21 protein-coding genes are annotated in these 26,703 nt (G+C 63.9%); 7 read left to right on the forward strand and 14 right to left on the reverse strand.

Annotated features, from left to right (window positions below):
- The 6 genes from ON00_RS15600 to ON00_RS15625 form a co-directional block, all read right to left on the reverse strand.
- Window positions 1-1,736, reverse strand: a 1,736-nt coding sequence (locus tag ON00_RS15600) for a beta strand repeat-containing protein (protein WP_211207129.1), incomplete at its 3' end; no start/stop codon positions are given.
- A gap of 1,113 nt (window positions 1,737-2,849) precedes the next feature.
- A complete protein-coding gene (thyA, locus tag ON00_RS15605) occupies window positions 2,850-3,746 on the reverse strand; it encodes a thymidylate synthase (RefSeq protein ID WP_010407376.1) in 897 nt (298 codons plus the stop codon).
- Window positions 3,747-3,909: 163 nt separating this feature from the next.
- Window positions 3,910-4,635 carry a class I SAM-dependent methyltransferase gene (locus ON00_RS15610; RefSeq protein WP_010407378.1) on the reverse strand — a complete coding sequence of 242 codons (726 nt, stop codon included), beginning with the start codon at window positions 4,633-4,635 and terminating at the stop codon, window positions 3,910-3,912.
- On the reverse strand, window positions 4,635-5,762 hold the full coding sequence (prfB, locus tag ON00_RS15615; protein ID WP_029622979.1) for a peptide chain release factor 2: 1,128 nt from the start codon (window positions 5,760-5,762) through the stop codon (window positions 4,635-4,637). The genes ON00_RS15610 and prfB overlap by 1 nt, the downstream gene beginning before the upstream one ends.
- An 88-nt stretch (window positions 5,763-5,850) precedes the next feature.
- Window positions 5,851-8,379, reverse strand: a complete 2,529-nt coding sequence (locus ON00_RS15620; protein ID WP_010407384.1) for a penicillin-binding protein 1A — start codon at window positions 8,377-8,379, stop codon at window positions 5,851-5,853.
- Window positions 8,380-8,455: 76 nt separating this feature from the next.
- Entirely contained in the window at window positions 8,456-9,661 is a 1,206-nt protein-coding gene (locus ON00_RS15625) for an N-acetylmuramoyl-L-alanine amidase (RefSeq protein ID WP_010407386.1), read from the reverse strand.
- Between the two features lie 543 nt (window positions 9,662-10,204).
- Here ON00_RS15625 and ON00_RS15630 point away from each other — a divergent pair.
- The 6 genes from ON00_RS15630 to ON00_RS15655 all read left to right on the forward strand — a co-directional run bounded on the left by ON00_RS15630 (window position 10,205) and on the right by ON00_RS15655 (window position 18,268).
- Window positions 10,205-13,003, forward strand: coding sequence for an Rne/Rng family ribonuclease (locus ON00_RS15630; RefSeq protein ID WP_010407388.1), 2,799 nt, complete (start codon window positions 10,205-10,207; stop codon window positions 13,001-13,003).
- Between the two features lie 118 nt (window positions 13,004-13,121).
- Window positions 13,122-14,477: a M48 family metalloprotease gene (locus ON00_RS15635; protein ID WP_010407389.1), complete on the forward strand. Its 1,356-nt coding sequence runs from the start codon at window positions 13,122-13,124 to the stop codon at window positions 14,475-14,477.
- Window positions 14,477-15,202, forward strand: coding sequence for a DsbA family protein (locus ON00_RS15640; RefSeq protein WP_010407391.1), 726 nt, complete (start codon window positions 14,477-14,479; stop codon window positions 15,200-15,202). The genes ON00_RS15635 and ON00_RS15640 overlap by 1 nt, the downstream gene beginning before the upstream one ends.
- Before the next feature lie 61 nt (window positions 15,203-15,263).
- Entirely contained in the window at window positions 15,264-16,190 is a 927-nt protein-coding gene (locus ON00_RS15645) for an ABC transporter ATP-binding protein (RefSeq protein WP_010407392.1), read from the forward strand.
- A 127-nt stretch (window positions 16,191-16,317) separates the two neighbouring features.
- Complete coding sequence (locus ON00_RS15650; protein ID WP_010407393.1) at window positions 16,318-17,106, forward strand: ABC transporter permease; 789 nt, start codon at window positions 16,318-16,320, stop codon at window positions 17,104-17,106.
- Between the two features lie 100 nt (window positions 17,107-17,206).
- Window positions 17,207-18,268, forward strand: a complete 1,062-nt coding sequence (locus tag ON00_RS15655) for an SDR family oxidoreductase (RefSeq protein WP_010407394.1) — start codon at window positions 17,207-17,209, stop codon at window positions 18,266-18,268.
- 23 nt (window positions 18,269-18,291) lie between these two features.
- On the opposite strand, the gene ON00_RS15660 is transcribed toward ON00_RS15655, so the two are convergent.
- The 5 genes from ON00_RS15660 to ON00_RS15680 form a co-directional block, all read right to left on the reverse strand.
- Complete coding sequence (locus ON00_RS15660; protein WP_010407397.1) at window positions 18,292-19,173, reverse strand: NaeI family type II restriction endonuclease; 882 nt, start codon at window positions 19,171-19,173, stop codon at window positions 18,292-18,294.
- 5 nt (window positions 19,174-19,178) lie between these two features.
- Window positions 19,179-20,132, reverse strand: a complete 954-nt coding sequence (locus tag ON00_RS15665; RefSeq protein ID WP_010407400.1) for a DNA cytosine methyltransferase — start codon at window positions 20,130-20,132, stop codon at window positions 19,179-19,181.
- A gap of 133 nt (window positions 20,133-20,265) precedes the next feature.
- Window positions 20,266-21,330: a ribonucleotide-diphosphate reductase subunit beta gene (locus tag ON00_RS15670; RefSeq protein ID WP_010407402.1), complete on the reverse strand. Its 1,065-nt coding sequence runs from the start codon at window positions 21,328-21,330 to the stop codon at window positions 20,266-20,268.
- A gap of 4 nt (window positions 21,331-21,334) precedes the next feature.
- On the reverse strand, window positions 21,335-21,739 hold the full coding sequence (locus ON00_RS15675) for a hypothetical protein (RefSeq protein WP_154651350.1): 405 nt from the start codon (window positions 21,737-21,739) through the stop codon (window positions 21,335-21,337).
- On the reverse strand, window positions 21,715-21,984 hold the full coding sequence (locus ON00_RS15680) for a hypothetical protein (RefSeq protein ID WP_245535585.1): 270 nt from the start codon (window positions 21,982-21,984) through the stop codon (window positions 21,715-21,717). Before ON00_RS15680 ends, ON00_RS15675 begins: the two co-directional genes overlap by 25 nt.
- A 55-nt stretch (window positions 21,985-22,039) precedes the next feature.
- Here ON00_RS15680 and ON00_RS15685 point away from each other — a divergent pair, with 55 nt between their 5' ends.
- On the forward strand, window positions 22,040-22,300 hold the full coding sequence (locus tag ON00_RS15685) for a DUF2171 domain-containing protein (protein ID WP_010407407.1): 261 nt from the start codon (window positions 22,040-22,042) through the stop codon (window positions 22,298-22,300).
- A 132-nt stretch (window positions 22,301-22,432) separates the two neighbouring features.
- Here the strand turns inward: ON00_RS15685 and ON00_RS21240 are convergent, their stop codons facing one another.
- The 3 genes from ON00_RS21240 to ON00_RS15700 form a co-directional block, all read right to left on the reverse strand.
- Window positions 22,433-22,792 (reverse strand): endonuclease domain-containing protein, encoded by a 360-nt coding sequence (locus ON00_RS21240; RefSeq protein WP_319625165.1) that lies wholly within the window; start codon window positions 22,790-22,792, stop codon window positions 22,433-22,435.
- Window positions 22,793-22,973: 181 nt separating this feature from the next.
- Window positions 22,974-24,905: a ribonucleoside-diphosphate reductase subunit alpha gene (locus tag ON00_RS15695; protein ID WP_029622984.1), complete on the reverse strand. Its 1,932-nt coding sequence runs from the start codon at window positions 24,903-24,905 to the stop codon at window positions 22,974-22,976.
- Between the two features lie 402 nt (window positions 24,906-25,307).
- Complete coding sequence (locus ON00_RS15700; protein WP_010407411.1) at window positions 25,308-26,681, reverse strand: sensor histidine kinase; 1,374 nt, start codon at window positions 26,679-26,681, stop codon at window positions 25,308-25,310.
- Window positions 26,682-26,703 lie beyond the last annotated feature (22 nt).

Below are 26,703 nucleotides of genomic sequence, written 5' to 3' on the forward strand. Positions count from 1 at the left end.
CCCGCAATGCTGGTGGTGCCATGTGCAGGGGCGGTGCTGACGCTGAGGCTGCTATGCACGCCGCTAACCGAAGCGGAGAGGTCGATCGGTGTCGCGGTGTTGTAGGCAACGCTCGCACTCTTGGCGGCCACGGTGGGGGCGGCGGCGGTATTGGTCAGACTGAAGTTTTGCGAAACCGACCCTGCGGTCGCACTGACCGTATAAGGCCCGCCTGCGGTCGCATTGGCGGTGAACGTGCCCGATGTGGCGATCCCTGAGGCGTTGGTGTTGGCCGAGATGCTATTGGTGCCGCTGCCGCTGAACGTGCCGCTTGCTCCGCTTCCAGGTGCCGTGAAGGTCACCGGGCTGGACGGGATCACTACGCTTGCCGCGTCCAGCACGCGGACTTGCAAAGCCGAAGCAAAGGCGGTCGAGACCCCCGCGCTCTGGCTATTGCCGCTGGTGATGGCCATCGAGGCCGGGGTCTGCACCACGGTCGCCGAATCGGTAGCATTGGCGCTTGCGGCGGCCCCGCCACCCGACAATGTGCCGCTGAACGACAGGGATACCGACGCCGACGCGCCGATCGCGACGTTGAGCGTGAGGGGATTGCCATTGCTCCCGGCGGTGATCACGCTCGCGCTGGTGCAGCTAACCGTGGAGGTTCCACTGCAGCTCCACCCCGTGCCGCTCGAACTGGAGAGGCTCGTATTGGCGGGCAACGTGATCGCAAAGGTCAACGTGCCGGAGGTGTTAGCGACAGTTGCGCTCGGCGTGACGGTCAGCGTGCCGGTCTGGCCCTGAGTCAGCGTCCCATTGCTGATGGCGAGGCCAAGCGTCGGTGCAGCGGCGACCGTCAGCCCGGTCGGCGTGGTCGCGGTCGACCCCGTAAGCGTTATCGGGCCGCTCGCGGAAACCGTTCCGCTGGTGTAATTATAGGTCGCCGCATTGGTCGAGGAAACGGTCAACGTCACGGTGCAGCTTGCGCTCGCGCTGAGCGCGCCGCCGGACAGGCTGAGCGCGTTGCCGGACAGCGTCGCTGTCCCGCCGCACGTCGTGGCGGCACCGGATCCGGTAAGATTGGTCGGCAGCGTCGCCGAACCGACCGCGATTCCGCTGAGTGCAGTTCCGGTGTTCGGGTTGGTGACCGTCAGGGTAAGCGTGGAATTCCCCCCGGAGGACACCGATGTCGGGCTGAACGCAGCGCTGATCGTCGGCACGGCGAGATAGGTGAGCGTGGCGTTCGTTGTCGACGAAACCGATCCGGTGGTAGCCACCACGCTGGCCGCACCGGCAGCCTTCGCCCCCGCCGTCGCGGTGCACGTCGTCGAAGAGGTGCAACTGCCCCCGACCGACGTTCCCCCTACGGAAAAGCTGGTATTGCCGATGACGAAATTGGTGCCGGTAATCGTAATCGCGCCACCGCTCAGCGGGACATTGGCCGGCGAGACGCCAGTCACGGTCGGCGCGTTGTAGGTGAATTGATCGGCCGATGATGTCGCGCTGGTGTTGCCGCCAGCGGTCACCGTGACATGGACAGCACCCGCCGCAGTGGCGGCCGGCGCAGCGGTGGTGATCGAAGTGTCGCTGTTGACGGTGAAGCTGGCCGCATTGACGCTGCCGAACTTCACGGCGGTCGCGCTGCTGAAGCCGGTGCCGGTGATCGCCACCGAGGTGGCACCGCCAGCGGGGCCGCTGGTTGGGCTAACGGCGGTTACGGTCGGTCCCGAACTCGCCGGGGTGCAGGACAGAGTCAAAAATACGCTTGAATTCGAATGTGCGGCAGTCGCGTCGTTGTTGGCGCTTCCCGCTGCGTTATTAGTAAAATTCGAGAGCGCATAATTATAGTAGCGGAAGAGGTTGCTGGATCCAATTGTAAAACTTAATGTATTTCCTGTCTGATTTAGCACACTTCTCACGATGAGGCCTTGGTCATCGTATTCATATGCTGAAAAATATCCAGTTCCGCTGCGTGATGATAATGTGAAATTAACAACTTCACCGCTATTGAAATAATAATCGCTCAGAGTTACTGCATAAGCGCCGAGCGTTATGTCCTGATCCTGGACCGAATTGCCATTGGCTACCGATGGTATCGAAAAGGTGCGGTTATACTGGCCCGTATTGATGTCAGCGCAGCCCTTCGACGTTGCCGCCGCAGCAAAGGCGGGCATTAGCGCGAACAGAAATGCAAAAAGGGCGATAAGGGGGCGCGTTGTGCGCCAAACGGACGTTTGCCTGCCGTGAGCGCGCGGACGATCGCTATCAGCAAAACCGCCCAATGTAGATTTTATACATTCGGCGAAGGCATGAAAATGCCCCCGTCCAATCCGAAAAAACCCCATTACTGCCCCCGCCCCACGACTCGCTTATTTGTCAACGAACATAGCTGTTTTTTAAAATATGTAAGGGAAAAGAAATTGCCTTAAGACAGATACTTGCCTGATCCAGAGATAGAGTATATTTTGTATCGATCGGTTTCGGATGCGAAACCTTTTCTGTATGTCGAGCAATAGCGGTACCGTAGGCCGACGGCGGTAATCGGTTTCCGCTCATGGTATTTGCCAGATTCATACCGCGAGAATCACCCAAAGCGGCAAGCTTAGTATGTATATTATTGCACATGCCGGCTCTTGGCCGTGACGGTGCTGTCCCGCAGAGCACATGCGGGCGCTCTGCAGCCAATGGCAAAATATTAGGGAAGACCTATGCTTACGCTCGACACTGCGTCATGGCGGGGCAGCGCGTTAAGCAACCCGAACGACGACGGTCTTCGGCGAAACGCGTAAATTCAGGGTCAATCGTGCCGTGAAAAGAACCGGCTGGTATCCTGTACCGCTATGGATGACTCCATCGACGGCGGGGCTGCATCACACCGCGACGTCGGCCTTGATCGCATCGTGCGGCGCATAGCCCTCGACGTGAAAATCCTCGATCCGGTAGCCATCCATATTAGCGGGCTTGCGCAGGAGTCGCATCGTCGGGAACGGGCGCGGCGTGCGCGAGATTTGTTCGCGCGCTTGATCGAGATGGTTGAGATAGAGATGGACGTCGCCCCCCATCCAGACCAGTTCGCCTGGGCGGAGATCGGCCTGTTGAGCAAGCATCAGCTGCAGCGCGGCGGCCCCCGTGAAGTTGAAGGCGGCCCCTAGCAGCAAGTCACACGACCTTTGGTACAGGCCGCAGTTCAGCCGCCCGTCGGAGGTCACGTGGAATTGATAGACCATGTGGCACGGCGGCAACGCCATCTGATCGAGCTCCGCCACGTTCCAGGCATGAAACAGCATTCTCCGGCTGGCGGGATTGTGCTTCAGCGTCTCGACAAGCCCGGCAATCTGGTCATGCACGCGCCCGTCCGCACCTTGCCAGCGGCGCCATTGCTTCCCGTAAATCGGGCCCAGGTCTCCCCATTGCGCGGCAAAGGCATCGTCGGTCAGCACACGCTGCTCGAACGCGTCCTGGGAGATGTCCTGTCCGGTGGCGCGCCGGTACTGCGCGAGCGGCCAATCGGTCCAGATCTTCACATTCTCGCGCAGGAGCGACTGGAGGCTGGTGTCCCCGGTCAGGAACCACAGCATCTCCTTCACCGCCGTCTTCCAATAGACGCGTTTGGTGGTGAGGATCGGCACGCTTCCGTCGGAAAGATCGAAGCGGATCATCGCGCCGAACAGCGACCGTGTCCCGACGCCGGTCCGGTCCACGCGCTGGTCACCATGATCGAGAATGCGCTGAAGCAAGTCGAGATATTGGTGTTCGGGGTGCCGCATGCTCATGCCTTCATACCCGCAATCTGGTTCATTATTTGGTTCGCTGACGGGTGGTTCGCTGACGGGGCGGCTTGTCGGTCCGGTCGAGCGGGTGTTGCATCAGGCCAGTGTAGCGCGCTGCCGGGTGATGCGGTAGCGCGAAGTCGCCTGGCATGAAGGCGGATCAGGTCATTCGGCAGGGTTTGATCGCCGCTGGCTCGGGGCGAGGCCCTTCCGCCCGGAACGCGGCGAGATAACCGCCCGCCGAGGGCATGTCGTAACGTGCGACCTGGGTGTAGCCGACCGCTGCAAATTCACATTTGAGCAAGGCGGGCGGCGTGCCGTGGTTTTGCGTCAGGCGATTGGCATCGACCACGATGACCAGGCCATCGCGCCTGAGCGACGGGCGCATCCGCCACAGAAATTCATAAGGCTGCGCGATCTCATGGTACATATGCACCATCAGCACGCGATCGAAACTCGCGTCGGGCAAGCGCGGATCGTCGGGCGCGCCGAGCCGTACGCTGACATTTTCGAGCCGCTCGCGCGACACGCGCAGCGCCAGCGTATCGCGCACCTCGGCGACGATGTCCTCGGCCAGCACGCGCCCGGTCTTGCCGACGCGGTTGGCGGCGCGGATCGTGTAATAGCCCTCGCCCGCGCCGATATCGGCGACGGTCATGCCGGGCTTGATCCCGGCCTTGGTCATCACGTCGCCGGCTTCGTTCAGCCGGTCGCGATCCTCTTCGGTCGACCAGCGCGGCGAGCTGATCTTGGCGACCGGGCGGTCTGCGGCGGGGAAGGGGCCTGCCTCCTGCGTATGATCGGGCACGCGCGGCTTGCCGCCGTCGCACGCGGCGAGCAGCAGGACGGTGGCCAGGGTCAGCGCGCGGGCACCGGGGAAGTGCACTAGTCCACGTCCTCCACCTCGACCGTCTCACCCGTTACGCGCTGCGAGAGCGCGGCGGCCATGAACGCGTCGAGATCGCCATCGAGCACGTCGGACGGGCTCGATGAGGTCACGCCGGTGCGCAGGTCCTTCACCATCTGGTATGGCTGCAGCACGTAGGAACGGATCTGGTGGCCCCAGCCGATATCGGTCTTGCCCGCATTCTCGGCATTGGCGGCGGCCTCGCGGATCGCGAGTTCGCGCTCGTACAGGCGCGCGCGGAGCTGGTTGTACGCTTCGGCCTTGTTCTTGTGCTGGCTGCGCTGGTTCTGGCACTGCACGACGATGCCGGTCGGGATGTGCGTGATGCGCACCGCCGAATCGGTGGTGTTGATGTGCTGCCCACCGGCACCGCTTGCGCGGTAGGTGTCGATGCGCAGATCGCTTTCGTTATACTCGACCTCGATATTGTCATCGACCACCGGGTACACCCAGACGCTCGCGAACGAGGTGTGGCGGCGCGCGGCGCTGTCATAGGGGCTGATGCGGACCAGGCGGTGGACGCCGCTTTCGGTCTTGGCATAGCCGTAGGCGTTCTCGCCTTTCAGCAGCAGCGTCGCGGACTTGATCCCGGCCTGTTCGCCCGAATGCTGGTCGATCAGCTCGACCTTCAAACCGTGGCGTTCGCCCCAGCGCGAATACATCCGGCTGAGCATCCCGGCCCAATCCTGGCTCTCGGTGCCGCCCGCACCGGCATTGACTTCGATATAGGTGTCGTTGCCATCGGCTTCGCCCGCCAGCAGCGCCTTGATCTTGTCGCTTTCGGCGCGGCGCGCGAGATCGGCGAGCGCGGCGAGGCCGTCGGTCTCCATCTCGGTATCGCCCTCGGCCTCGGCCATTTCGATCAACTCCGCCGTATCGTCGAGCTCGCTCTGGATCGCGCGCGTTGCGGTGATCGCCTCATCTAAACGACGCCGCTCGCGCATAACCGCCTGCGCCGCCTTGGGATCGTTCCACAAAGTTTGATCCTCGACGCGCGCGTTGAGTTCATCGAGCCGACGCAGCGCGCGGTCCCAGTCGAGGAAACGGCGGAGCAGCGCGAGCGCGTCCTTGATCGAGTCGATATGAGCCTGCGCTTCAGCGCGCATGGGAGAACCTTCCAGAAAAATATCGTGCCGTGTCTCCCATGTGTGGGAGAACGATAGTGTGCCTGCCGTATATGAGGTTGGCGCGCCGCTAGTAAATACCGCCCTGTCGTTGCAGGAAATCGCTGTCGCGGCGCGTGTCCTTCGGGGCCTGCGCGTCGGCACGCGCCTTGGCAGCCGCGGCTGCCGCTGCCGGGTCGGGCACGATCACGTCGCGGTGGACGACGCGGCGCGGCTCGCTTTCGGGTTTGAAGGCTTCCCAGATGACCGATGCCTTGGGGTCATCGCTTGGCCAGGTGCCAAAGACGGGCTTGCCGCTCGCGCGGTCGATGCGGACCATGCGGATGCCGGCGGGAGCGCGGAACGGGATCTTGGGCAGCCCCTCATAGGCCTTGACCGCGAACGCCTTGAAGATCGGCGCCGCGAGGGTGCCGCCCTGCGCCGCGCCGCCGAGCGAATGCGGCTGGTCATAGCCGATATACAGCCCGCCGATCATCTGCGGGGTGCCGCCAATGAACCACACGTCGGTCGGCCCGGTATTGGTGCCGGTCTTGCCGAACATCGGCCGGTCGAGATCGCGCAGGACGGTGGCGGTGCCGCGCTGGATCACGCCCTCGGCGATGTGGACCATCTGATAGGCGCTCATCGCGTCGACGATCTGCTTGCCGCGCGACACCGGGCGCGGCATCGGCTTGCCGTTCCAGTCGGGCGCGTTGCAGCGATCGCACGCGTGCCAGTTTTCGGGCCAGATCACCTTGCCGTGGCGGTCCTGCACGAAATCGATCAGCGTGGCCGGATGCGACCGGCCCTGATTGGCGAGGATGGCATAAGCGTTGACCATGCGTGATACGGTCGTCACGCCCGCGCCCAGCGAATAGGACAGATAGGGTTCGTATTTGCCGACGCCGATCCGGTCCATCAGCGACACGATGCGCGGCATGCCGGTGGTGGCGGCGGCGCGCACGGTCATCAGGTTGCGCGACTGTTCGACACCCCAGCGCATGGTATGCGCGCCAGAGCCGCCGACATTGCCGAAATTCTTGAAACATTTCTGCCCCAGCCGCGCGCCCTGATAGACGCAGAACGGGCCGTCGACGATGATCGAGGCGGGGGTCATCCCGCCCTCCAGCGCCGCTGCATAGACGATCGGCTTGATCGTCGATCCCGGTTGGCGCAGCGCCTGCGTGGCGCGGTTGAATTGCTGGGCGCGGAAGTCGAACCCGCCCTGCATCGCCAGCACGCGGCCGGTCTGCGGTTCCTCGACCACGAAGGCACCCGAAATCTTGGGCACCGAGCGCAAGGCATAGCTGCCGCCTTCGGGCGCGACCGCGATGATGTCGCCGACCTTGAGCGCGGCGAACGCCGTGCCGCCTTCGCCGCGCACCGGCATTTGCGCGGCGGCGCGCGGCAGGACCCCGGTGGTGCCATCGGAAAAGCCGAGGCCGGCATCGGTCTGCGCCACTGCGGTGACGATCGCAGCGCGCCAATTGTCGTAATCGAGCCCGATATTGGTGTTGAGCAAGGCCGGCAGCCATGCATCGCCGACAATGTCCTTATGGTCGATCGGCCCGGACCAGCCGCGGCCACGGTCGAAGCGCAGCAGCCCCTCGCGCAGCGCGGTCTGCGCATAATCCTGCAGCCGGTTGTCGAGCGAGGTGCGCACCCACAGGCCACCGGCGTAGATGCTGTACGGCCCGTCCTTTGCGTCCTCGCCGAACTTGTCCTTCAACTGGCGGCGAACTTCCTCGACGAAATAGCCGCTGCCCGCAGTTTCGGTCTTGGGCGTCTGGCGCGGCACGGTGCCGAGCGGTTCGGCCATGGCTTCGTCATGCTGCGCCTGGGTGATGAAACCGTTCTTGAGCATTTCGCGCAGCACATAAGCGCGGCGGCCCAGTGCGCGGTCGGCGTGGCGGACCGGGTCGTAATTGGACGGTCCCTTGGGCAGGATCGCCAGATACGCCATTTGCGCGAGATCGAGCTGGTTCAGATCCTTGCCGAAATAGGCGTAGCTCGCGGCCTCGACGCCGAAGGCGTTGCGACCGAGCGCGATCTGATTGAGATACAGTTCCAGGATCTGTTTCTTGGTGAGCGTGTCCTCGATCCGGTACGCGAGGATCGCTTCCTTGATCTTGCGGCTGTAGCTGGTCTCGTTGCCGATCAGCAGGTTCTTGGCGACTTGCTGTGTGATGGTCGACGCGCCAGCCGGGCGCTTGTGGCTGCTCAGATTGTTGACCGCGGCGCTCGCGATGCCGAGATAGTCGACGCCGTGATGCTCGAAAAAGGTCTTGTCTTCGGCGGCCAGAAACGCGCGCACCAATAGCGGCGGATATTCGTCATAACTCAGTTCGACCCGGCGTTCGCGCGCATAGCTGTGGATCGGCGTGCCATCGACGCCGCGAACATTGGTCGGCAGTGGCGGCTCATAGGTGCGCAATTTGTCGACCGAGGGCAGATCGGCGGCGAACAGGAAGTAAAACACCGTATAGCCGATGACGAACAGCACGCCCAATGCGGCGAGCGCCTTGACCCACCACCGGCCCCAGGCATTTCGAAGGTATCCCCGGAAGCCGCCAATGTCGCGGCGGATGCGGAAATTCACGGTGGAATCAGAAGCGGCCATATGGGTGTCAGGCTCTAGCAACTTTCCCGCGCGTTGCCAGCCGCCTTAACTGCGCGCGGCACCGCACCGGGAAAGCTCAGTTCGACGCCATCCGCCGCGCAAAGTGCACCTCGACCGCACGTTCGATGCTCTGCGCGATCTTGCGGCGGCCTTCCGCGCTGTCGATAAAGTCGGCATCGCGCGGATTGGAGATATAGCCGGTCTCGAACAGGATCGAGGGCATGTCGGGCGCTTTCAACACCATCAGCGAGGCCATGCGGTGGAAGTTGGGCTTTACCGGGATCAGCGGCTGCGCCTCACGACCGAGCAACCGCGCGAAATTGGCCGAGGAATTCATCGTCTCGCGCTGCGTGAGGTCGATCAGGATCGACGAGATGTCGGCCGAGGTGGCGGCGAGATTGACGCCGGCGATGACGTCGGCCTTGTTCTCGCGCGCCGCCAGCTTGGCCGATTCCTTGTCGGAGGCGACTTCGGACAGGGTGTAGACCGACGCCCCGCTCGCGCTGCCCGAGCCGACGCTGTCGCAATGGATCGAGATGAACAGATCGCCGCGCAATTTGCGCGCAATGCCATAGCGTTCCTGCAGCACGAGGAAGCGGTCATCCTCACGGGTCAGCGCGACGCGGACTCGGCCCGATTTGACCAGTTCGTCGCGGATCGCCTTGGCGATTTTCAGCGTCACGTCCTTTTCGCGGCGACCGTCGATTGGCGAAATCGCGCCGGGATCGACTCCGCCGTGCCCGGCGTCGATCACCACCAGCGGACGGCTGTCATCGTCGCCATAGATGCGCGGCAATCCGGGCGTGCGAGGGGCAGGCGGGATTGGCACCGACACGGCATAGGTGGCGGGGGCTTGGACGATCCCCATGTTGAACGGCGGCAGGAAGTGCAGTCGGCGTTCGCCCGCCGCGCGCGCAAAGGTGGCGTCGTCGACGGTCTGCAGTTCGAGCGTCAGTTCGCGTCCGTCGCGACCGAACACGCCTTCGGTGACGAGGGCCGGGCGCGCAAGATCGAACACCACACGCGTGCCGTTGGGGCCGTGCGCCCCCTGGCGCACGGTCGATACCGGCCCGCCTGCTGCGATCTTGCCACCGGGGGACGCGCCTTGCAGGTCGAGCGCGATCCGCTGCGGCGAGGCGAGCACGAAGCTCGACGCATCGGCGATCGGCTGGTCGAAGCGCAAGACGATCCGGTCATGCTGAACCTCGACACGCTCCACCGACGCCGCCCAACCGGGAGCGCCGAGGAACCAGCAGGCCAGCAAGGCGAAAACGAACGACACGCGTGCGTAATGCCGTCGCGACCGCGGCGCGGTAAAGCGAAAAGGGGCTGCCAAAGGGCGGGAGGTCGCGCTCATTCGTCTGGACTAGGCCGGAGACGACAAAACAGCCTTTCCGGGTGCGGTTAATGGGCTCGTAGGCATAGAATTGCCGGTCGGGCGGCAAAAACGTGCCGGTTGCTGCGCGCGAGCGGGGGTGCTAGGCATGAAACAGTTCCGGATCGCGGCCTAGTATCGACCGCGGCGAGGGCCATCTGGCCGCCCCTCATGTTCCTTGGGCGCGGCTCATCCAGGTTGACGTTCGCATGATGTATGTATTCCGCCCCTCGCACCGCCCGGTTTCCACCGGCGGGATCGCGAGCGCGCGGAATGCCCAAGGCCGGAAGGCGGGGCGTGCAGGGCGAACAGAGGCAGTTTTCGTAAACCACCATGTGTGCGAGCCAGGCGATCTTTTCGCCGGATCGGGCACTTTCATTGATCGCGCGCGGCCAGCGCCACGGCGCCTTGCGCCCTTTGGCTCTGTGCCGCGCGACCGGAGAATAATACATGACCACGCGTATGCTGATCGACGCACGGCACCGGGAGGAAACCCGCGTTGCTGTCGTCAAGGGAAACCGAATCGAAGAGTTTGATTTCGAATCCGCCGAGCGCAAGCAGCTCAAAGGCAATATCTATCTGGCCAAGGTGACGCGCGTTGAGCCGTCGCTGCAGGCCGCGTTCATCGATTACGGTGGCAATCGTCACGGGTTCCTCGCGTTCAGCGAAATCCACCCCGATTACTACCAGATCCCCAAGGAAGACCGCGACGCGCTGTTGCGCGAAGAGGCCGAGCATGCGGCGGAAGAAGCCGCGTTGCGCGCCCAGCAGGACGCCGAGGATGATCTGCACGATGACGAGCATGAAGATGACGGCTTCGAACGCGATTCGGATGCCGACGACGCGTCGATCGAGCGTTTCGACGATGATGGCGGTGCGGAACCCGACGTAGAAGTCGTCGCCGAGGGCGAAAGCCGTGGTGGCGAGGGCCGCGGGCGTCGCCGCAAGCGCACCGCATCGGACGATGCCGCCGATGATCTGCGCGAGCGTCGCACCAATTTGCGCCATCGCTACAAGATCCAGGACGTCATCCGCCGTCGCCAGGTGCTGCTCGTCCAGGTGGTGAAGGAAGAGCGCGGCAATAAGGGTGCTGCGCTGACGACCTATCTGTCGCTCGCCGGCCGGTATTGCGTGTTGATGCCCAACACCTCGCATGGCGGCGGGATCAGCCGCAAGATTTCGAACGCTGGCGACCGCAAGCGACTGAAGTCGATCATGGCCGACATGAAGCTGCCGCCCTCGATGGGCTGCATCGTGCGCACCGCCGGGCTGCAGCGCACCCGCGTCGAGATCAAGCGCGACTTCGATTATCTGGCGCGGCTGTGGGACGGGATCCGCGAGACGACCTTGTCCTCCTCGGCCCCTGCTTTGGTCTATGGCGACAGCGACCTGATGAAGCGCGCGATCCGCGACATCTACAATCGCGACATCGACGAAGTGATCGTCGAGGGCGAGGATGGCTATCGCCACGCCAAGGACTTCATGAAGCTCCTGATGCCGAGCCATGCGCGCAAGGTGAAGCATTACAGCGACCCCGTGCCGCTGTTCCAGCGCGCGGGCGTCGAGGAGCAATTGTCGGCGATGTACCACCCGGTGGTGCAGCTCAAGTCGGGCGGTTATCTGGTCATCAACCCGACCGAGGCGCTGGTGTCGATCGACATCAACTCGGGCCGGTCGACGCGCGAGCATTCGATCGAGCAGACCGCGACCGCGACCAATCTCGAAGCTGCGGCGGAAATCGCACGCCAGTTGCGCTTGCGCGACATGGCGGGGCTGGTCGTGATCGACTTTATCGACATGGACAACAACTCCAACGTCCGCAAAGTCGAGAAGGCGATGAAGGAAGCGCTGAAGAACGATCGCGCGCGCATCCAGATCGGCCGCATCTCGTCCTTCGGTTTGATGGAAATGAGCCGCCAGCGCTTGCGCACCGGCGTGCTGGAAGCATCGACCCGGCCGTGCCCGCATTGCGAGGGCAGCGGCTTCGTGCGCACCGCCTCTTCGTCGGGGCTGTCGGCATTGCGTCTGCTGGAAGACGAAGCCGCGCAGGGGCGCGGGTCGCAGCTGCTGCTGCGCGCCAGCCAGGAAGCGGCCTTCTATCTGCTCAACCGCAAGCGCGCGGAACTGGCCGAGATCGAGGAACGCTATGGCGTGATGATCGAAGTCGCGCCCGATGGCGAGCAGGAAGGCGCGCGCATGTCGGTCGAAGTGTCCGGCCCGCCGCCCGCTTATACGCCGCGCTTCGAGGCTCCGATCCAGGAAATCGAGGAAGATTTCGTCGAGGACGAGATCGAAGACGAAATCGAGGATGAGGTCGAGGAAGAGGAGCAGCCGCGCGCTGCCCGCGAACCGCGCGAACGCGGCGAACGGCCCGAGCGAGCAGCAGCGGGCGAGGATGAGGGCGGTTCGCGCCGTCGTCGTCGCCGTCGCGGTCGTCGCGGTCGCAACCGGCCCGAGGGTGAGGGTGCCGCCGAGGGCGAAACCGTCGTTGACGGCGCTGGCGACGAGGAAGCGTCGGAGCAGGATGCCGATCGCGAAGACGCCGAGGCCCCGGCCGCAGTGTCGTCCGAAGAGGGGGAAGGCAGCGAAGGCGGTCGTCGCCGTCGTGGCCGTCGCGGTCGCCGTGGCGGTCGTCGCAGCGAGGGCGAGCAGGCGGTCGCGGACGCCACTGATGGCGAGGCTCCGGTAGCCGAGGCAGCAGCGGTGGAAGCCGAGCCGGTCGCGGTCGAAGCGGACGCCGAGCCCGAGGTCGAGGCACCCAAGAAGGGCCGTCGTCGTCCGCGCGCCCGCGATGCCGCGCCAAAGGCCGCTGCGGTCGCGGAAGCCATGGTTGAAGCCGAGCCGGTTGCCGAACCCGCAAGCGAGGCCGAACCTGCCGCGAAGCCGAAGCGCGCCCGTCGCGCCAAGGCGAAGGCGGTTGAGGCAGTCGATTCGGCGGTGGAAGCGGCTCCGGCCGTGGACGCGCCGGTCGAGGACGCACCCAAGCCCAAGGCAAAGCGCACGCGCAAGCCCAAGGCGGCCGCCGTGGAAACCCCAGTGGTGGAAACGCCGCCGGTGGAAGCAGCCCCGGTAGAAGCGGCCCCGGTAGCGCCGGTGGCCGCGCCTGAAGCCACCGCACCTGCTGCAACGCAGGACGGTCCTTCCGACGAAGCACCCGCAAGCGAGACAGCACGCGGCGCGATCGATCCCGATCCGGGCGAAGCCGGCAGCCCGCGTCGCGGCTGGTGGCAGCGCACCTTCGGGGCGTGAGAAAACGACCGGCTCCTCGCACAGGTGCGAGGAGCCGGTCGCTTACCTTACCGCTCCGCCGCTTCACCGCACCGCAAGCGCGGTTGCCCCGACCCGAAAACTCGGCGATAGATCAGGCATGAAGCGGCTCTTCGCGGGACTCGCGGCCTCCCTCCTGATTTGGGCGCAACCGGCTGCGGCGCAGTCGATCCTGCGCGATGCCGAAACCGAAGCGATGTTCAACGATATGTCGCGGCCGCTGATCCTGGCGGCGGGCCTGTCGCCCAACAACGTGCGGGTCGTGTTGATCAACGATGATTCGATCAACGCCTTCACCGCCGGCGGCCAGACGATTTATGTCAATTCGGGGCTGATCCAGGCGGCCGACAATGCCAACCAGGTGCAGGGCGTGATCGCGCATGAACTCGGCCATGTCGCCGATGGCCATGTCGTGTTGATCGGTGCGGGTGCCCGTCCGGCCATGGGCATCTCGATCCTCAGCATGGTGCTCGGCCTTGCGGCGATCGCGGCGGGCGCACCCGAGGCGGGGGCGGGCATTCTGTCGGCGGGCACGACGGCGGCGGAAGGAAAATTCCTGGCCTTCTCGCGCGTGCAGGAATCGACAGCAGATGCGACCGGGGCCAAGTTCCTGCGCGAATCCGGCCTCAGCGGCAAAGGCATGCTGAGCTTCTTCAAGAAGCTGGCCAATGAAGAATATGCCTATGGGTTGAAGAATATCGATCCGTTCGCGCAGAGCCATCCCTTGTCGGGCGAGCGCATCGCCAATTTGACCGCGGATGTGACCGCTTCGCCCTTTTACAACGCCAAGCCCGACCTTGCGCTGGACGATCGTTTCAAGCGCGTGAAGGCGAAGTTGCTCGGCTATGTCGCCGACCCCAAGACCACGCTCAATGTCTATCCCGAGGAAGACCAGAGCGTGTACGCGCATTATGCGCGCGCTTATGCTTGGCATAAGTCCGGCTATCCCGAAAAAGCCGATGCCGAGGCGGCGGCGTTGCTTAAAGCCGCCCCGCACGACCCGTATTTCCTCGAAATTCAGGGGCAGATTCTGCTCGAAGCGGGCAAGCCCCGGCAAGCGCTGACCCCGTTGCGCGAGGCAACCGACCTGTCGCGCAACGCGCCGCTGATCGCGACCACCTTCGGCCATGCGCTGATCGCCACCGAGGACAAGGCCAATTATCCCGAGGCGATCAAGGTGCTGCGCCAGGCGGTGGCGCGCGACGACGACAATCCCTTTGCCTGGTATCAATTGGGCACCGCCTATGAAGCCTCGGGCGACCAGCCGCGCGCCTTGCTCGCCACGGCCGAGCAAGCGAGCCTGACCGGCGATCACCGGACCGCCGCCTATAGCGCGCGCGGTGCGATGCAGGGGTTGCCGCCCAATAGCGTCGACTGGATCCGCGCGCAGGACATTGCCCTCTCGGCGCAGAACGAGATGGACGACAACCCCAAGAAATATAAGAAGCGACGCTGATGCGCCTGAGCTGGACTGTTTTTGCGACCGCGCTGATCGCGGCGCTCCTTGGCGCGGCGGCGTTTGCCGGGATCGAACGGGTGGTCCCAGCTGCGGCCGGGGAGCGCGCACGCGTCGAAGGCGTGGTGCATGACTATGTGCTGGCGCATCCCGAGATCATCCCGGAAGCGCTCGACCGGCTGCGCGACCGCGCCCATGCCGACACCATCGCCAGCAACCGCGACGCGATCCTCAAACCGTTCGGCAGCGCCTGGGCCGGCAATCCGGCGGGCGATGTCACCCTGGTCGAATATTTCGATTATAATTGCGGTTATTGCCGGGCGAGCCTGCCCGCGATTGCGGCGTTGCTGAAGAGCGACCCCAAGATCCGCATCGTCTACCGCGAATTTCCGATCCTCGCGCAAAGCAGCGTCGATGCCGCGCGGATGAGCCTGGCCGCCGCCGACCAGGGCAAGTTCCAGCAATTCCACGATGCGCTCTATGCCGGCGGCCAAGTGTCGCCACAGAGCATCGCGGCAGCGGCAAAGGCTGCGGGCGTGGATCAGGCGCGCGCGGCGGCCTTTGCCCCCAAGGCGGACGCCGAAATCGCGCAAAATCAAACGATCGCGCGTGCGCTCGGGCTGACCGGCACGCCAAGCTGGGTGATCGGCAGCAAGGTCGTCTCCTCCGCCTTGCCGCTGGACGAGTTGCAGAAAGCCGTCGCTGAGGCGCGCGCGGGGAAATAACCGCCGACCGCTTGTTGCAGCGCAACCGGCCCCTTACCTAGCGCGCAGGAACGGGGGCTTCATGGACGTTGTTTTATCGGTTGCCGGGGTCTCGAAGGTCTATGCCTCGGGCCAGCGCGCGCTCGAGCCGGTCAATCTCGATATTCGGCGTGGTGAAATCTTCGCGCTGCTCGGGCCCAACGGTGCGGGCAAGACGACGCTGATCTCGATCATCTGCGGCATCGTCACGCCCTCCACCGGCACTGTCACCGTGCTGGGGCATGACGCGCAGAGGGATTTCCGCAGCGCACGCCGCGCGATCGGGTTGGTGCCGCAGGAATTGTCGGTCGACATGTTCGAGACGGTGCTCGCCACCGTCAAGTTCAGCCGCCGCCTGTTCGGCCGCGCGCCCGACAACGCCTATGTCGAGCAAGTGCTGCGCGACCTGTCGCTGTGGGACAAGCGCGACGCCAAGATCCGCGAACTGTCGGGCGGCATGAAGCGGCGCGTGCTGATCGCCAAGGCGCTGAGCCACGAACCCGACATCCTGTTCCTCGACGAACCCACCGTCGGGGTCGACGTCGCGCTGCGCCGCGATATGTGGAAGCTCGTCCACCGCCTGCGCGCCAAGGGCACGACGATCATCCTGACCACGCATTATATCGAAGAGGCCGAGGAAATGGCCGACCGCGTCGGTGTGATCGACAAGGGCCGCATCATCCTGGTCGAGGATAAGGCCGCGCTGATGAAGAAGCTCGGCAAGCGCCGCATGGCGATTACCTTGCAAACCCCGATGGCCGCTGTGCCGTCGGCGCTGGAGGGCTGGTCGGTCGCGCTCGATGATGAGGGCAAGACGCTGGTCTACACCTTCGATTCCGAAAACGAGCATATCCCGATCCTGCTCGCCAAGCTGGGGGAACTCGGCATCGGCTATAGCGATCTCGAAACGCATAAGAGCTCGCTCGAGGACATTTTCGTCGACCTCGTCGAGCGGAAGGACGCGGCATGAGCGACCCAGTAGACGTGTTTTCCGTTCGTGCTGAGCCTGTCGAAGCACCGCTCGCCACCAGCGCGACGCGTGTTGGTGGCAGCCCTTCGACAAGCTCAGGGCGAACGGGTGTGGGGAGGGCGTGGGCATGAGCACGTCCACGCACGCCCCCGCGATCAATCTCCACGGCATCTGGGCGATCTATCGCTTCGAGATGGCGCGCGCGCTGCGGACCTTGTGGCAGAGCCTGGTCACCCCGGTCATCACCACCTCGCTCTATTTCGTCGTGTTCGGCGGCGCGATCGGCTCCAAGATCAGCACGGTCGGGGGCGTTGGCTATGGCAGTTTCATCGTGCCCGGCCTCATCATGCTGTCGCTGCTGACGCAGAGCATCTCCAATGCCTCGATCGGCATCTATTTCCCCAAATTCACCGGCACGGTGTTCGAGTTGTTGTCGGCCCCGGTGTCGGCGATGGAGATGGTGGTCGGCTATGTCGGCGCGGCGGCGACCAAGTCGATCGTGCTCGGCCTCATCATCCTGGCCACGGCGGCCTTGTTCGTGCCGCTGCAGATCGTCCACCCCTTTGCGATGCTCGCCTTTCTGGTGCTGACCAGCGTGGCGTTCAGCCTGTTTGGCTTCATCATCGGGGTGTGGGCCAAGGGGTTCGAGCAGCTATCATTCGTGCCCGCCTTGCTGATCACCCCGCTCACCTTCCTCGGCGGGGCGTTCTACTCGATCGACATGCTGCCACAGCCGTGGCGCACGGTCAGCCTGTTCAACCCGGTGGTGTATCTGGTCAGCGGCTTTCGCTGGGCGTTCTTCGACAAAGGCGATGTGTCGGTGGGCGTGAGCCTCGGCGTGACGGCGGTGTTCCTGCTCGCCTGTCTCGGCGTGATCTCGTGGATCTTCAAGACCGGCTGGCGGATGAAGAACTGACCGCGCGAATGATCCCGGACGGAACAATGCGGCGGGCGCTGCGCTAACCCCGCAGCGGGCACGCTCGTCGTGCCTGTTTCCAAATCTTTCGGAGACAATGATGACCAAGACGGCATTGGTAGTGGGCGCGAGCGGGATTGTCGGCAGCGCGACGGCGACCTTGCTGGTCGATCATGGCTGGCGCGTACACGGCCTCGCGCGGCGTCCAACACGGCAGGACGGCGTACTCCCGGTTGTGGCCGACCTGCAGGATGCGGCCGCGACGCAGGCGGCACTGGCCGATCTGAGCCCCGATGCGGTGTTCATCACCACTTGGCTGCGGCAGGATAGCGAGGCCGAGAACATCCGCGTCAACGCCGCGATGGTGCGCCATCTGCTGGATGCGCTGCGCGGTGCCACCGGGCCGCGCCACGTCGCCTTGGTCACTGGGCTCAAACATTATCTCGGGCCGTTCGAGGCCTATGGCAAAGGCGCGCTGCCGCAGACGCCGTTCCGCGAGGAGCAGGGGCGGCTCGACGTCGACAATTTCTATTATGCGCAGGAAGACGAAGTGTTCGCCGCCGCCGCGCGCGACGGCTTCACCTGGAGCGTGCATCGCCCGCATACGGTGATCGGCAAGGCCGTCGGCAATGCCATGAACATGGGCACGACGCTGGCGGTCTATGCGACGCTGTGTCGTGAACTCGGGCGACCGTTCCGCTTTCCGGGTTCCGCGACGCAATGGAACTCGCTGACCGACATGACCGACGCCCGCCAGCTCGCGCGGCAATTGCTGTGGGCGGCGGAGACCCCGGCGGCGGCCAATCAGGACTTCAACATCGTCAATGGCGACGTCTTCCGCTGGAGCTGGATGTGGGCGCGGATCGCGGAATGGTTCGGTCTCGAACCTGCGCCGTTCGATGGCACGGTGCTGCCGCTGGAACAGCAAATGGCGGACGATGCGGCGGTGTGGCGCAGCATTGCGGAGCGCGATGGGCTGGCCGAACCCGATCTGGCGCGGCTGGCTTCCCCCTGGCATAGCGATGCCGATCTCGGGCGGCCGATCGAAGTCGTCACCGACATGTCGAAGAGCCGACGAATGGGGTTTCTGGTCTATCAGCCGACCGACGACGCGTTCTTCGACCTGTTCCGCGAGTTGCGCGCGGAGCGGTTGATTCCGTGAGGGCGGCGCGGGAAGCGCGCAAGCTAATCGATATGTCCAGCAGCTTTCAGGATGCGATAGTGGTCGTCGGATTTCGAATGAACGGACAGAAATTCTCGAAATCCGAACCGTAAGCCCAGTTGGTGCATCAGCGCGCGATCGGTCTCCGAATAGAGAATTGCGATTCCTTTAGGGGCGAGCAGGTCGCGGGCACCACCATTTCGGCGGATACGCTTCATAAAGTCATCTTGCTGGGCAACTGCGGCAATCTGGACTCGCGAAATGGCGATTTCCTGATAGCGCTCGAACAGGGTTGCCAGGCGCTGTGTGCCGCCTTTCATAGCCATGATCTCGTGACGGTCCTCGGCGGAAACGATCGACCAGAAATTGCGGGTGTAGGTAAAATCCTGGACCAGCCACCAGATGTGGGCGCGGTTGGCGGCTGTAATAGTCTTTTTCGCGTCGCGATTGTCGCCTGCGCTGAGGTACTCCGCGCGGGCGCGCACAAGGCCGACTGCGCATTTGGCGTCGTGTTCATTGACTCGCAACAGGATGCAGAATTGGTCGATCGCTTCAGGTGGGATCATCCAGCCATGGCCGACTGTGGTCGATTTCACATCGACTTCACGGCCACCGATCAGCAAATCTAACCGCAGGCCACGTGGCACCTGCAGCCAATCCCGCAGCAGGATTTCAAACTTCGTACCGAGATAGGTCTTTTCCGTTTTCTCGAGATCCGAAAAGAAGAAGCGTCCGCTGCGCGCGGTGTCGATCACCTCGTCAATCGCTGAGCGAAAGAAGCTTCTCAGCTTTTCCTCCAGCAAGCCCTGTCCACCTACCGCGAGCAGCAGGTCCGCCTCCAGCGCCGTCAATTCGGTGAAGTCGGGATGGCTAGGATCAAGTGGCCTGCGGGTTGAGCCGGTCACTCCTGTCATGCGGCGTGAGCGCCAAACAGTTTCTGGACGGACAGTGCGACCCTCAGATTGTGTGCGACTGCGCGCGCGACCGGAGCGGGAAAAGCATTCCCGACCTGACGGTAGGACGTGGTCTTACCGCCGTGGAACTGCCAGCTATCCGGAAAGCCTTGGAGACGCGCAACCATCCGCACGGTCAATCGCGGCATGCCAACGAAATCGGGTTCGGGTGCCGCCTCGGCCAGGCTCTTGCCCTCCACGCCAAGCGAGGCCCATGCCTTGCGTGCCCGCGTTGGCCCCAAATCGGGGCCGCCATGTTTTTTAGACCCGCCAACGATCGTCGGCGCAATTTCATTGGCCCGATCCGCCCAGGCATTCGCCCCGCGCCAGCCATTGGCCCCCATAAGATCGCGCAGCGTCTGCCCCACCGTCGGTGGATTGTGAGGCTGTACTGTCGGCCAATCAAACAGATCAGTTAGATCTTTTCGGACTGCTACGATCACCACGCGTGGACGCAATTGCGGCACACCAAAGTCTGAAGCATTCAGCAGGCGCCAATCAGTGTGATAGCCGAGCAGGTGGAGCTGTTTTTTCAAAAAAGCGCGGTAATCGTCGAACACCGCCGACAGGAAGCCACGCACGTTTTCGATCATCACCGCCTTTGGCCGGATTTCGTCGATCAAGCGGAGGGCTGCGGGAAACAGATTGCGTTCATCCAGATCGCCCAATTGCTTGCCGGCCACCGAAAAGGGCGGGCAGGGCAGCCCGGCTGCAAACAGATCGATCCCCTTATAGGGGCGCCCGTCAAATTCCTGCATGTCGCGAGCAAACACGTTCCAGCTCGGGCGGTTAAGCTCCAGCGTCTTGGCGAAATCTCGCTCAATCTCAACCAGCGCCTCATGCCGAAAACCGGCTTGTTCAAGACCAATCGCTTGGCCGCCGGCACCGGCGCAAAATTCAATGGAATGCATGTTGGGCGGCTCTTACTTGGCAACGGCTGAGGAAAGCTTATGTTCTTCTTATGTTCAGGTCAACCTCGATAAGCTTTGTCGAGCCTCCTGCAGGTTGATGCGGGATTGGCAGTGAGCCGATCCCGCACCTAAGTCATTCCGCCGCCACGCCAGCCCGCGAGAACATATCCCCGCCTTCGCCCGCATCCTCATTCGCCACGGCAGCGCCAGCCCCGACCTTCGCCTTCTGGCGCTTGTCGAAACCTTCCCACACTTCGTTCCAGTTGCCGCGCGTTGCGGCCTTGGAATATTCGGTGGCGCGCTGTTCGAAGAAGTTGGCGTGCTCCACGCCGTTGAGCATCGGCGCGAGCCAGGGGAGGGGGTGTTCGTCGATCATGTAGATCGGCTTCATGCCCAATTGCCCCAGCCGCCAATCGGCGATGTAGCGGATGTACTTCTTGATCTCCTTGGGCGTCATGCCGTTGACCGGGCCCATTTCGAAGGCGAGGTCGATGAAGCTGTCCTCCAGCCGAACGGTGTGCTGGCACATGTCCATAATGTCGCTGCGCACCGATTTGGTCAGGCAGTCGCGCTCCTTGGTGAAGGTGTGGAACAGCTTGATGATGCCCTCGCAATGCAGCGATTCATCGCGGATCGACCAGGTGACGATCTGCCCCATGCCCTTCATCTTGTTGAAGCGCGGGAAGTTCATCAGCATAGCGAAGCTGGCGAACAGCTGCAGCCCCTCGGTAAAGCCGCCGAACATGGCGAGCGTCTTGGCGATGTCCTCGTCCGAATCGACGCCGAAGGTCTGCAGATAATCATGCTTGTCCTTCATCTCGCTATATTCGAGGAAGGCGCCATATTCGCTCTCGGGCATGCCGATCGTGTCGAGCAAATGGCTGTAGGCGGCGATGTGCACCGTCTCCATGTTGCTGAACGCCGCCAGCATCATCTTGATCTCGGTCGGCTTGAAGATGCGGCCATATTTCTCGTGATAGCAATCCTGCACCTCGACATCGGCCTGGGTGAAGAAGCGGAAGATCTGCGTCAGCAAATTGCGCTCATGGTCGCTGAGCTTCTGCGCCCAGTCGCGGCAATCCTCGCCCAGCGGCACTTCCTCGGGCATCCAGTGGATTTGCTGCTGGCGCTTCCAGAAATCGAACGCCCAGGGGTATTCGAACGGCTTATACTGCTTGCGGGCTTCGGTGAGGGACATGGGGTTACGCCTTTGTTGGAAATATGCGGAGTTCGAAAAGGAAGATGAGCAGGCCGATCAGGATGAAGCCGATGCCGATGACGCGCTTCGCGGTGCGGTCCGAGGCGCTTGTGGGTTCGATAATCATCACTAGCCCGAAGACGACAAGCCAGAGCTTCGAGATGAGCTCGGACCAAGCCGGCGGGGTTACGCCGAGCACTGCCTTGGCGACCAGATTGGTCATGACCAGACCAAAGAACAGCGCGATCACGAGGACGATCAGCGTGCGCACCGACAGCGGAGTCAGGTCGGCTGCTGTGCTTCTGACCCTGCGCCGCATGATCTCGACGAGCGCCGCCGTAAGCCCGGCGAGCAGCGCCGACCAAGCAAGATATGTGGCGCTACTCACGCCGCCAGACTCCACCGCCACATCGCGGTCGCGGACATGGCGAGCGCGGCACCGAGCGCCAGGCCCATCGTGCCGATCATGCGGAAGGCATAGACGCGGCCCTCGCTCCCTGGACGCAGAAGCGCGAGCAGCAGCGCAAGGCCGATCGCGGTGAACAGTGCCGAGACGGCATACATGATGGCGATCGACGCAGTCACCGGCGGGTCCGCCGCTTGATATGGGCGGTGCGTGTGCGCGATGATCGGATCATACAATCCTCCTTGCATCCAAAGCGCTAGGCGTGCGTTGGAGACTCGCAACCGTAACGAAGGAGCTACCCAAATGGTCGACGCATCGCAAATCAAGGAACATGCCGAAGTCATCGGCGCCGATGGCGTCCATGTCGGCACGGTCGACCACGTCCAGGGCGGCCGCATCAAGCTGACCAAGAAGGATTCGGGCGCGCTGATCAACGAAGGGCATAGCGCACATGAGGGGCATCACCACTTCATCTCGCTCGGCCTGGTCGCCGATGTCGAGAACGGCGTCGTCCGCCTGAGCGCGAACGCCGACGTCGCCGTGACGTTCGAAGAAGAGAAGTAAGTCAGACTCCCTCTCCCCTTGTGGGAGAGGAGTTTCGGGTCGGTCATGCCCCCGGCATGACCTGAACAGCGCGGGGCGCTGTTCCCCCTAAACTGGGCCCGCGCCGCAGGCGTGGTAGGGTGAGGGGGCTGCTCAGGCATGAGTGGCCCCTTTCAGCGTGTGGGGCAGGTGATCCGCGATCGCCGCGATGACGCCGTCGATATTGGTCATGACGTCATTGTTCCAGAAACGCAGCACGCGGTAGCCCTCGGCTTCGATAAAGCGCGTGCGCGCCTTGTCCGAGGTCGCGCTGTGCGCATGGGTGGCGCCGTCAATCTCGATCACCAGCCGTGCGGCGTGCGAACAGAAATCGGCATGATACGGGCCGAGCGGCACCTGGAAGCGGAACTTCGCCTCCGGAAAAGCAGAACGAAGCGCGCGGCGCATGTGCTTTTCGGGCTCGGTTGCGTTGCGGCGAAGGTCGCGTGAACGGAAGGGCGTCAGCGCGGGCAACAGCTGGCGCTTGGTCAGGCCGTCCGCATTCCCCCTCACCCTTCCCACCCGCCTTGCGGGCGGGCCCCTTCCCTCTCCCACAAGGGGAGAGGGAGTTGGACTCTCATTTCCCTCTCCCCTTGTGGGAGAGGGAGGGAGGCCCGCAGGGCCGGAAGGGTGAGGGGGATTTACGCGAGACACCTCACTGGCACGCCAGGCATTCATCGTAATCGGTCGTCGCAAATTCATATTGCGGCTTTTCGATCGTGTTGTCGGCCTCGACCCCGCCCGCGAAACCGGCGCGCTGCACCGATTTGGAGCGGAGATAGTAAAGCGACTTGATGCCCAATTCCCACGCGCGGAAGTGCAGCATCAGCAGATCCCACTTCTCGACATCGGCCGGGATGAACAGGTTGAGGCTGGTCGACTGGTCAATGAACGGCGTGCGATCGGCCTGCAGCTCGATCAGCCAGCGCTGGTCGATCTCGAAGCTGGTCTTGAAGCAATCCTTCTCCTCCTGGTCGAGGAAGTCGAGATGTTGCACCGATCCGCCTTGCTCGAGGATCGAATTCCACACCGCATCGCTGTTCTTCGATTTCTCGTTGAGCAGCTTTTCGAGATAGGGGTTCTTGATCGAGAAGGAGCCCGACAGCGTCTTGTGGGTGTAGATATTGGCGGGGATCGGCTCGATGCACGCCGACGTACCGCCGCAAATGATGCTGATCGACGCGGTCGGCGCGATCGCCATCTTGCAGCTGAAACGCTCCATCACGCCCATGTCGGCGGCGTCGGGGCAGGGCCCGCGCTCGGTCGCCAAATGCATCGAGGCTTCGTCGACCTGCGCCTTGATGTGCTTGAACATGCGCAGGTTCCACGATTTGGCCATCGCGCCTTCGAACGGCAGCCCGCGCGCCTGCAGGAAGGAGTGGAAGCCCATCACGCCCAGGCCGACCGAGCGCTCGCGCATCGCCGAATAGGCCGCGCGCTCCATGCCCGGCTCGGCACGGTCGATGAAATCCTGCAGGACGTTGTCGAGGAAGCGCATCACGTCCTCGATAAAGCCCTTCTCGTCCTTCCACTGGTCCCAGGTTTCCAGGTTGAGCGACGACAGGCAGCACACAGCGGTGCGTTCGTGACCAAGATGATCCTTGCCCGTCGGCAGCGTGATTTCGCTGCACAGGTTCGAGGTCGAGACCTTGAGCCCGAGGTCGCGGTGATGCTTGGGCATGCCCTTGTTCACATGGTCAGCGAAGACGATGTACGGCTCGCCGGTGGCAAGGCGGGTTTCGACCAGCTTCTGGAACAGGCTGCGCGCATCGACGGTGGCGCGCGCCGAGCCATCCTTGGGGCTGGTCAGCGTCCATTCGCTGCCGCTGCGCACCGCTTCCATGAACGCGTCGGTGATCAGCACGCCGTGGTGCAGGTTGAGCGCCTTGCGGTTGAAATCGCCCGAGGGTTTGCGGATTTCGAGGAATTCCTCGATCTCGGGATGCGACACGTCGAGATAGCAGGCGGCCGAGCCACGGCGCAGCGAGCCTTGGCTGATGGCGAGCGTCAGCGAATCCATCACGCGCACGAACGGAATGATGCCGCTGGTCTTGCCGTTGAGGCCGACCGGCTCGCCAATGCCGCGGACATTGCCCCAATAGGTGCCGATGCCGCCGCCGCGCGACGCCAGCCAGACATTCTCGTTCCAGGTGTCGACGATGCCGCCCAGGCTGTCGGGCACCGAATTGAGGAAGCACGAGATCGGCAAGCCGCGCCCGGTGCCGCCATTGGACAGAACCGGGGTCGCCGGCATGAACCACAGCCGCGAGATATAGCCGTACAGGCGCTGGGCATGGGCGGCGTCATCGGCATAAGCCGAGGCCACGCGCACGAACAGATCCTGGAAATTTTCGCCGGGCAGCAGATAGCGGTCGCGCAGCGTGTCCTTGCCGAAATCGGTGAGCAATGCGTCGCGCGAATGGTCGACCTCGACCGGATAGAGCTGCGCCTTCACTTCCTTGGAATCACCGCGCGCGGAGAGCTTGCGCTGGGCGCCGCTGGTGTCTTCGACTGGAGCGCTTGCCAGTGCCTCAATTGCGTCCGTAGCCATGTCCGTACTCGCTTCCCCGGTATTCCGAAAATCCATCTGCCGCGTCCCTGCCAACTCGTTCAAAACTCTGCGATCAGGGTCAGCCGCGTTCCCGATCCGTTCGAATCGGCGGGCGAACCCCAATACTACCATGTCGCGGGCGACCTGCGAGAACAAAAGTAGACCTGTGCCATGCGTGCAACACGGGTCGGGCCGTCTCCGCAATATGGGGTTGCGGCTTGTATTCTACCAGCTCTTGGGTTCGCCCCCGAACTCAACCCCTACAGATTGTGCCGGATCACGCGAGCACGCAATACCGTAAATGACGAATTAAAGACTCCGTTCGTCGCTATTTTGAGTCGGTTCGCAGCAGGGCCGTTCCGGTCCTACCGCGCGACGCGCGGTCAAAGCTGGCCTTGCCGAAAGGCAAGAGACCGAAGCGGGAACGTGACAATTTTTTCAGACGTTGGCGGATGGTGCCGTCGGCAGCGTAACGATCGCGGCGAGGCCACCGAGCGATGCCGATTCGAGTGTCAGCGTTCCGCCATAGAGCATGGCCAGTTCGCTCGCGATCGAAAGGCCAAAGCCGTGGCCGTCGCCGCGTTCGTCGAGGCGTTGGCCCGCCGCGAGCGCGGCGGCGCGGGCTTCCGGCGGGATGCCCGCGCCATCATCCTCTACGCTCAGCCGTACGAATCGGCCCTCAGCGGTGCGCGCGGCGGTGACCGCGATGCGGCCGGCCGCCCAGCGCCAGCCATTGTCGAGCAAATTGCCGAGCAGCTCGTCCAGATCCTGGCGATCGACCGCGACGGTCAAGGCCGGGTCGATCGTAACAGCCGCCGTGACTGGCCGATCGGCATGAATGCGCGCCAGCGCGTCGGCCAGATCGGCCAGTACCGGAGCGAGTGAGGTCGCCACCCGCATCGCCCCGCCGGGGGTCGCAGCGCGCGCGCGACCGAGATGGTGGCGGACCGCGCGATCGATGCGGGCGACTTGCGCGCGCAGTGCGCCATCGGGGTCATGCGGCGGCAGCGCGAGCGCGAGCGTGGCGAGCGGCGTCTTCAGCCCGTGCGCGAGGTTGGCGACATGGCCGCGCGCATTGGCGAGCGCGGCGGCATTTTCGGCGAGCAGCGCGTTGATCTCGTGGGCGAGCGGCGCGAGCTCGGTCGGCTGCGTGTCGGGCAGAGCGGTTGCGGCACCGCTGCGGATCGCGGCGAGGCTCTCGCGCATCTTGGCGAGCGGGCGCAGGCCGATGCGGAGCTGAACCAGCGTGGCGACCGCGAGCGCGCCACCGAGCAGCAGCAGCGACCCGAGCAACGGCACCATCGCCGCACGCAAGGGACGATCGACGATCGCGCGCGGGGCAGAGGCGGTGATGCGCACCGGCCCGCCGGGCGTGGCCAGCGTAAGACTGCGCGCGTGGCGCGGCCCGTGGCGATCGCGCCAGTCGAGCGCACGGACGTGGGCATCGCGCCGCTCGGCCAAGGCGGGCGGGTCAAAGCGTGGACCGGGGGGCGGGTGCATCGCGTCGAGATCGGGCGGAGCAGGGGAGGCGATGGTCTTGCCCTGCGCATCGATCCGCCAGCCCCAGCCGCCGTGCGGGTCGTCATAGGGCGCGGCCAGCACCAGGCGGCCACGCTCGACCGAGCCGTCGGGCCGTATCGCCTGCGCCAGCACCGCGATTTGCGCGTCGAGGCGTTGGTCAAGCCCGTGCATCACGAAGCGATCGAGCACGGTCCCGATGGCAAAGGCGGCAAAGGCCAGCGCGGCAAGCGTGGCGAGCAGGGCGGTGACCAGCAAGCGGCCGTAGAGCGAGCGGGGGAGGAGGGTTCGCATTACCAAGCCTTTATCCTTCCCC

This window comes from Sphingomonas echinoides ATCC 14820, assembly GCF_000241465.1.
GTDB classification, from domain to species: Bacteria; Pseudomonadota; Alphaproteobacteria; order Sphingomonadales; family Sphingomonadaceae; genus Sphingomonas; species Sphingomonas echinoides.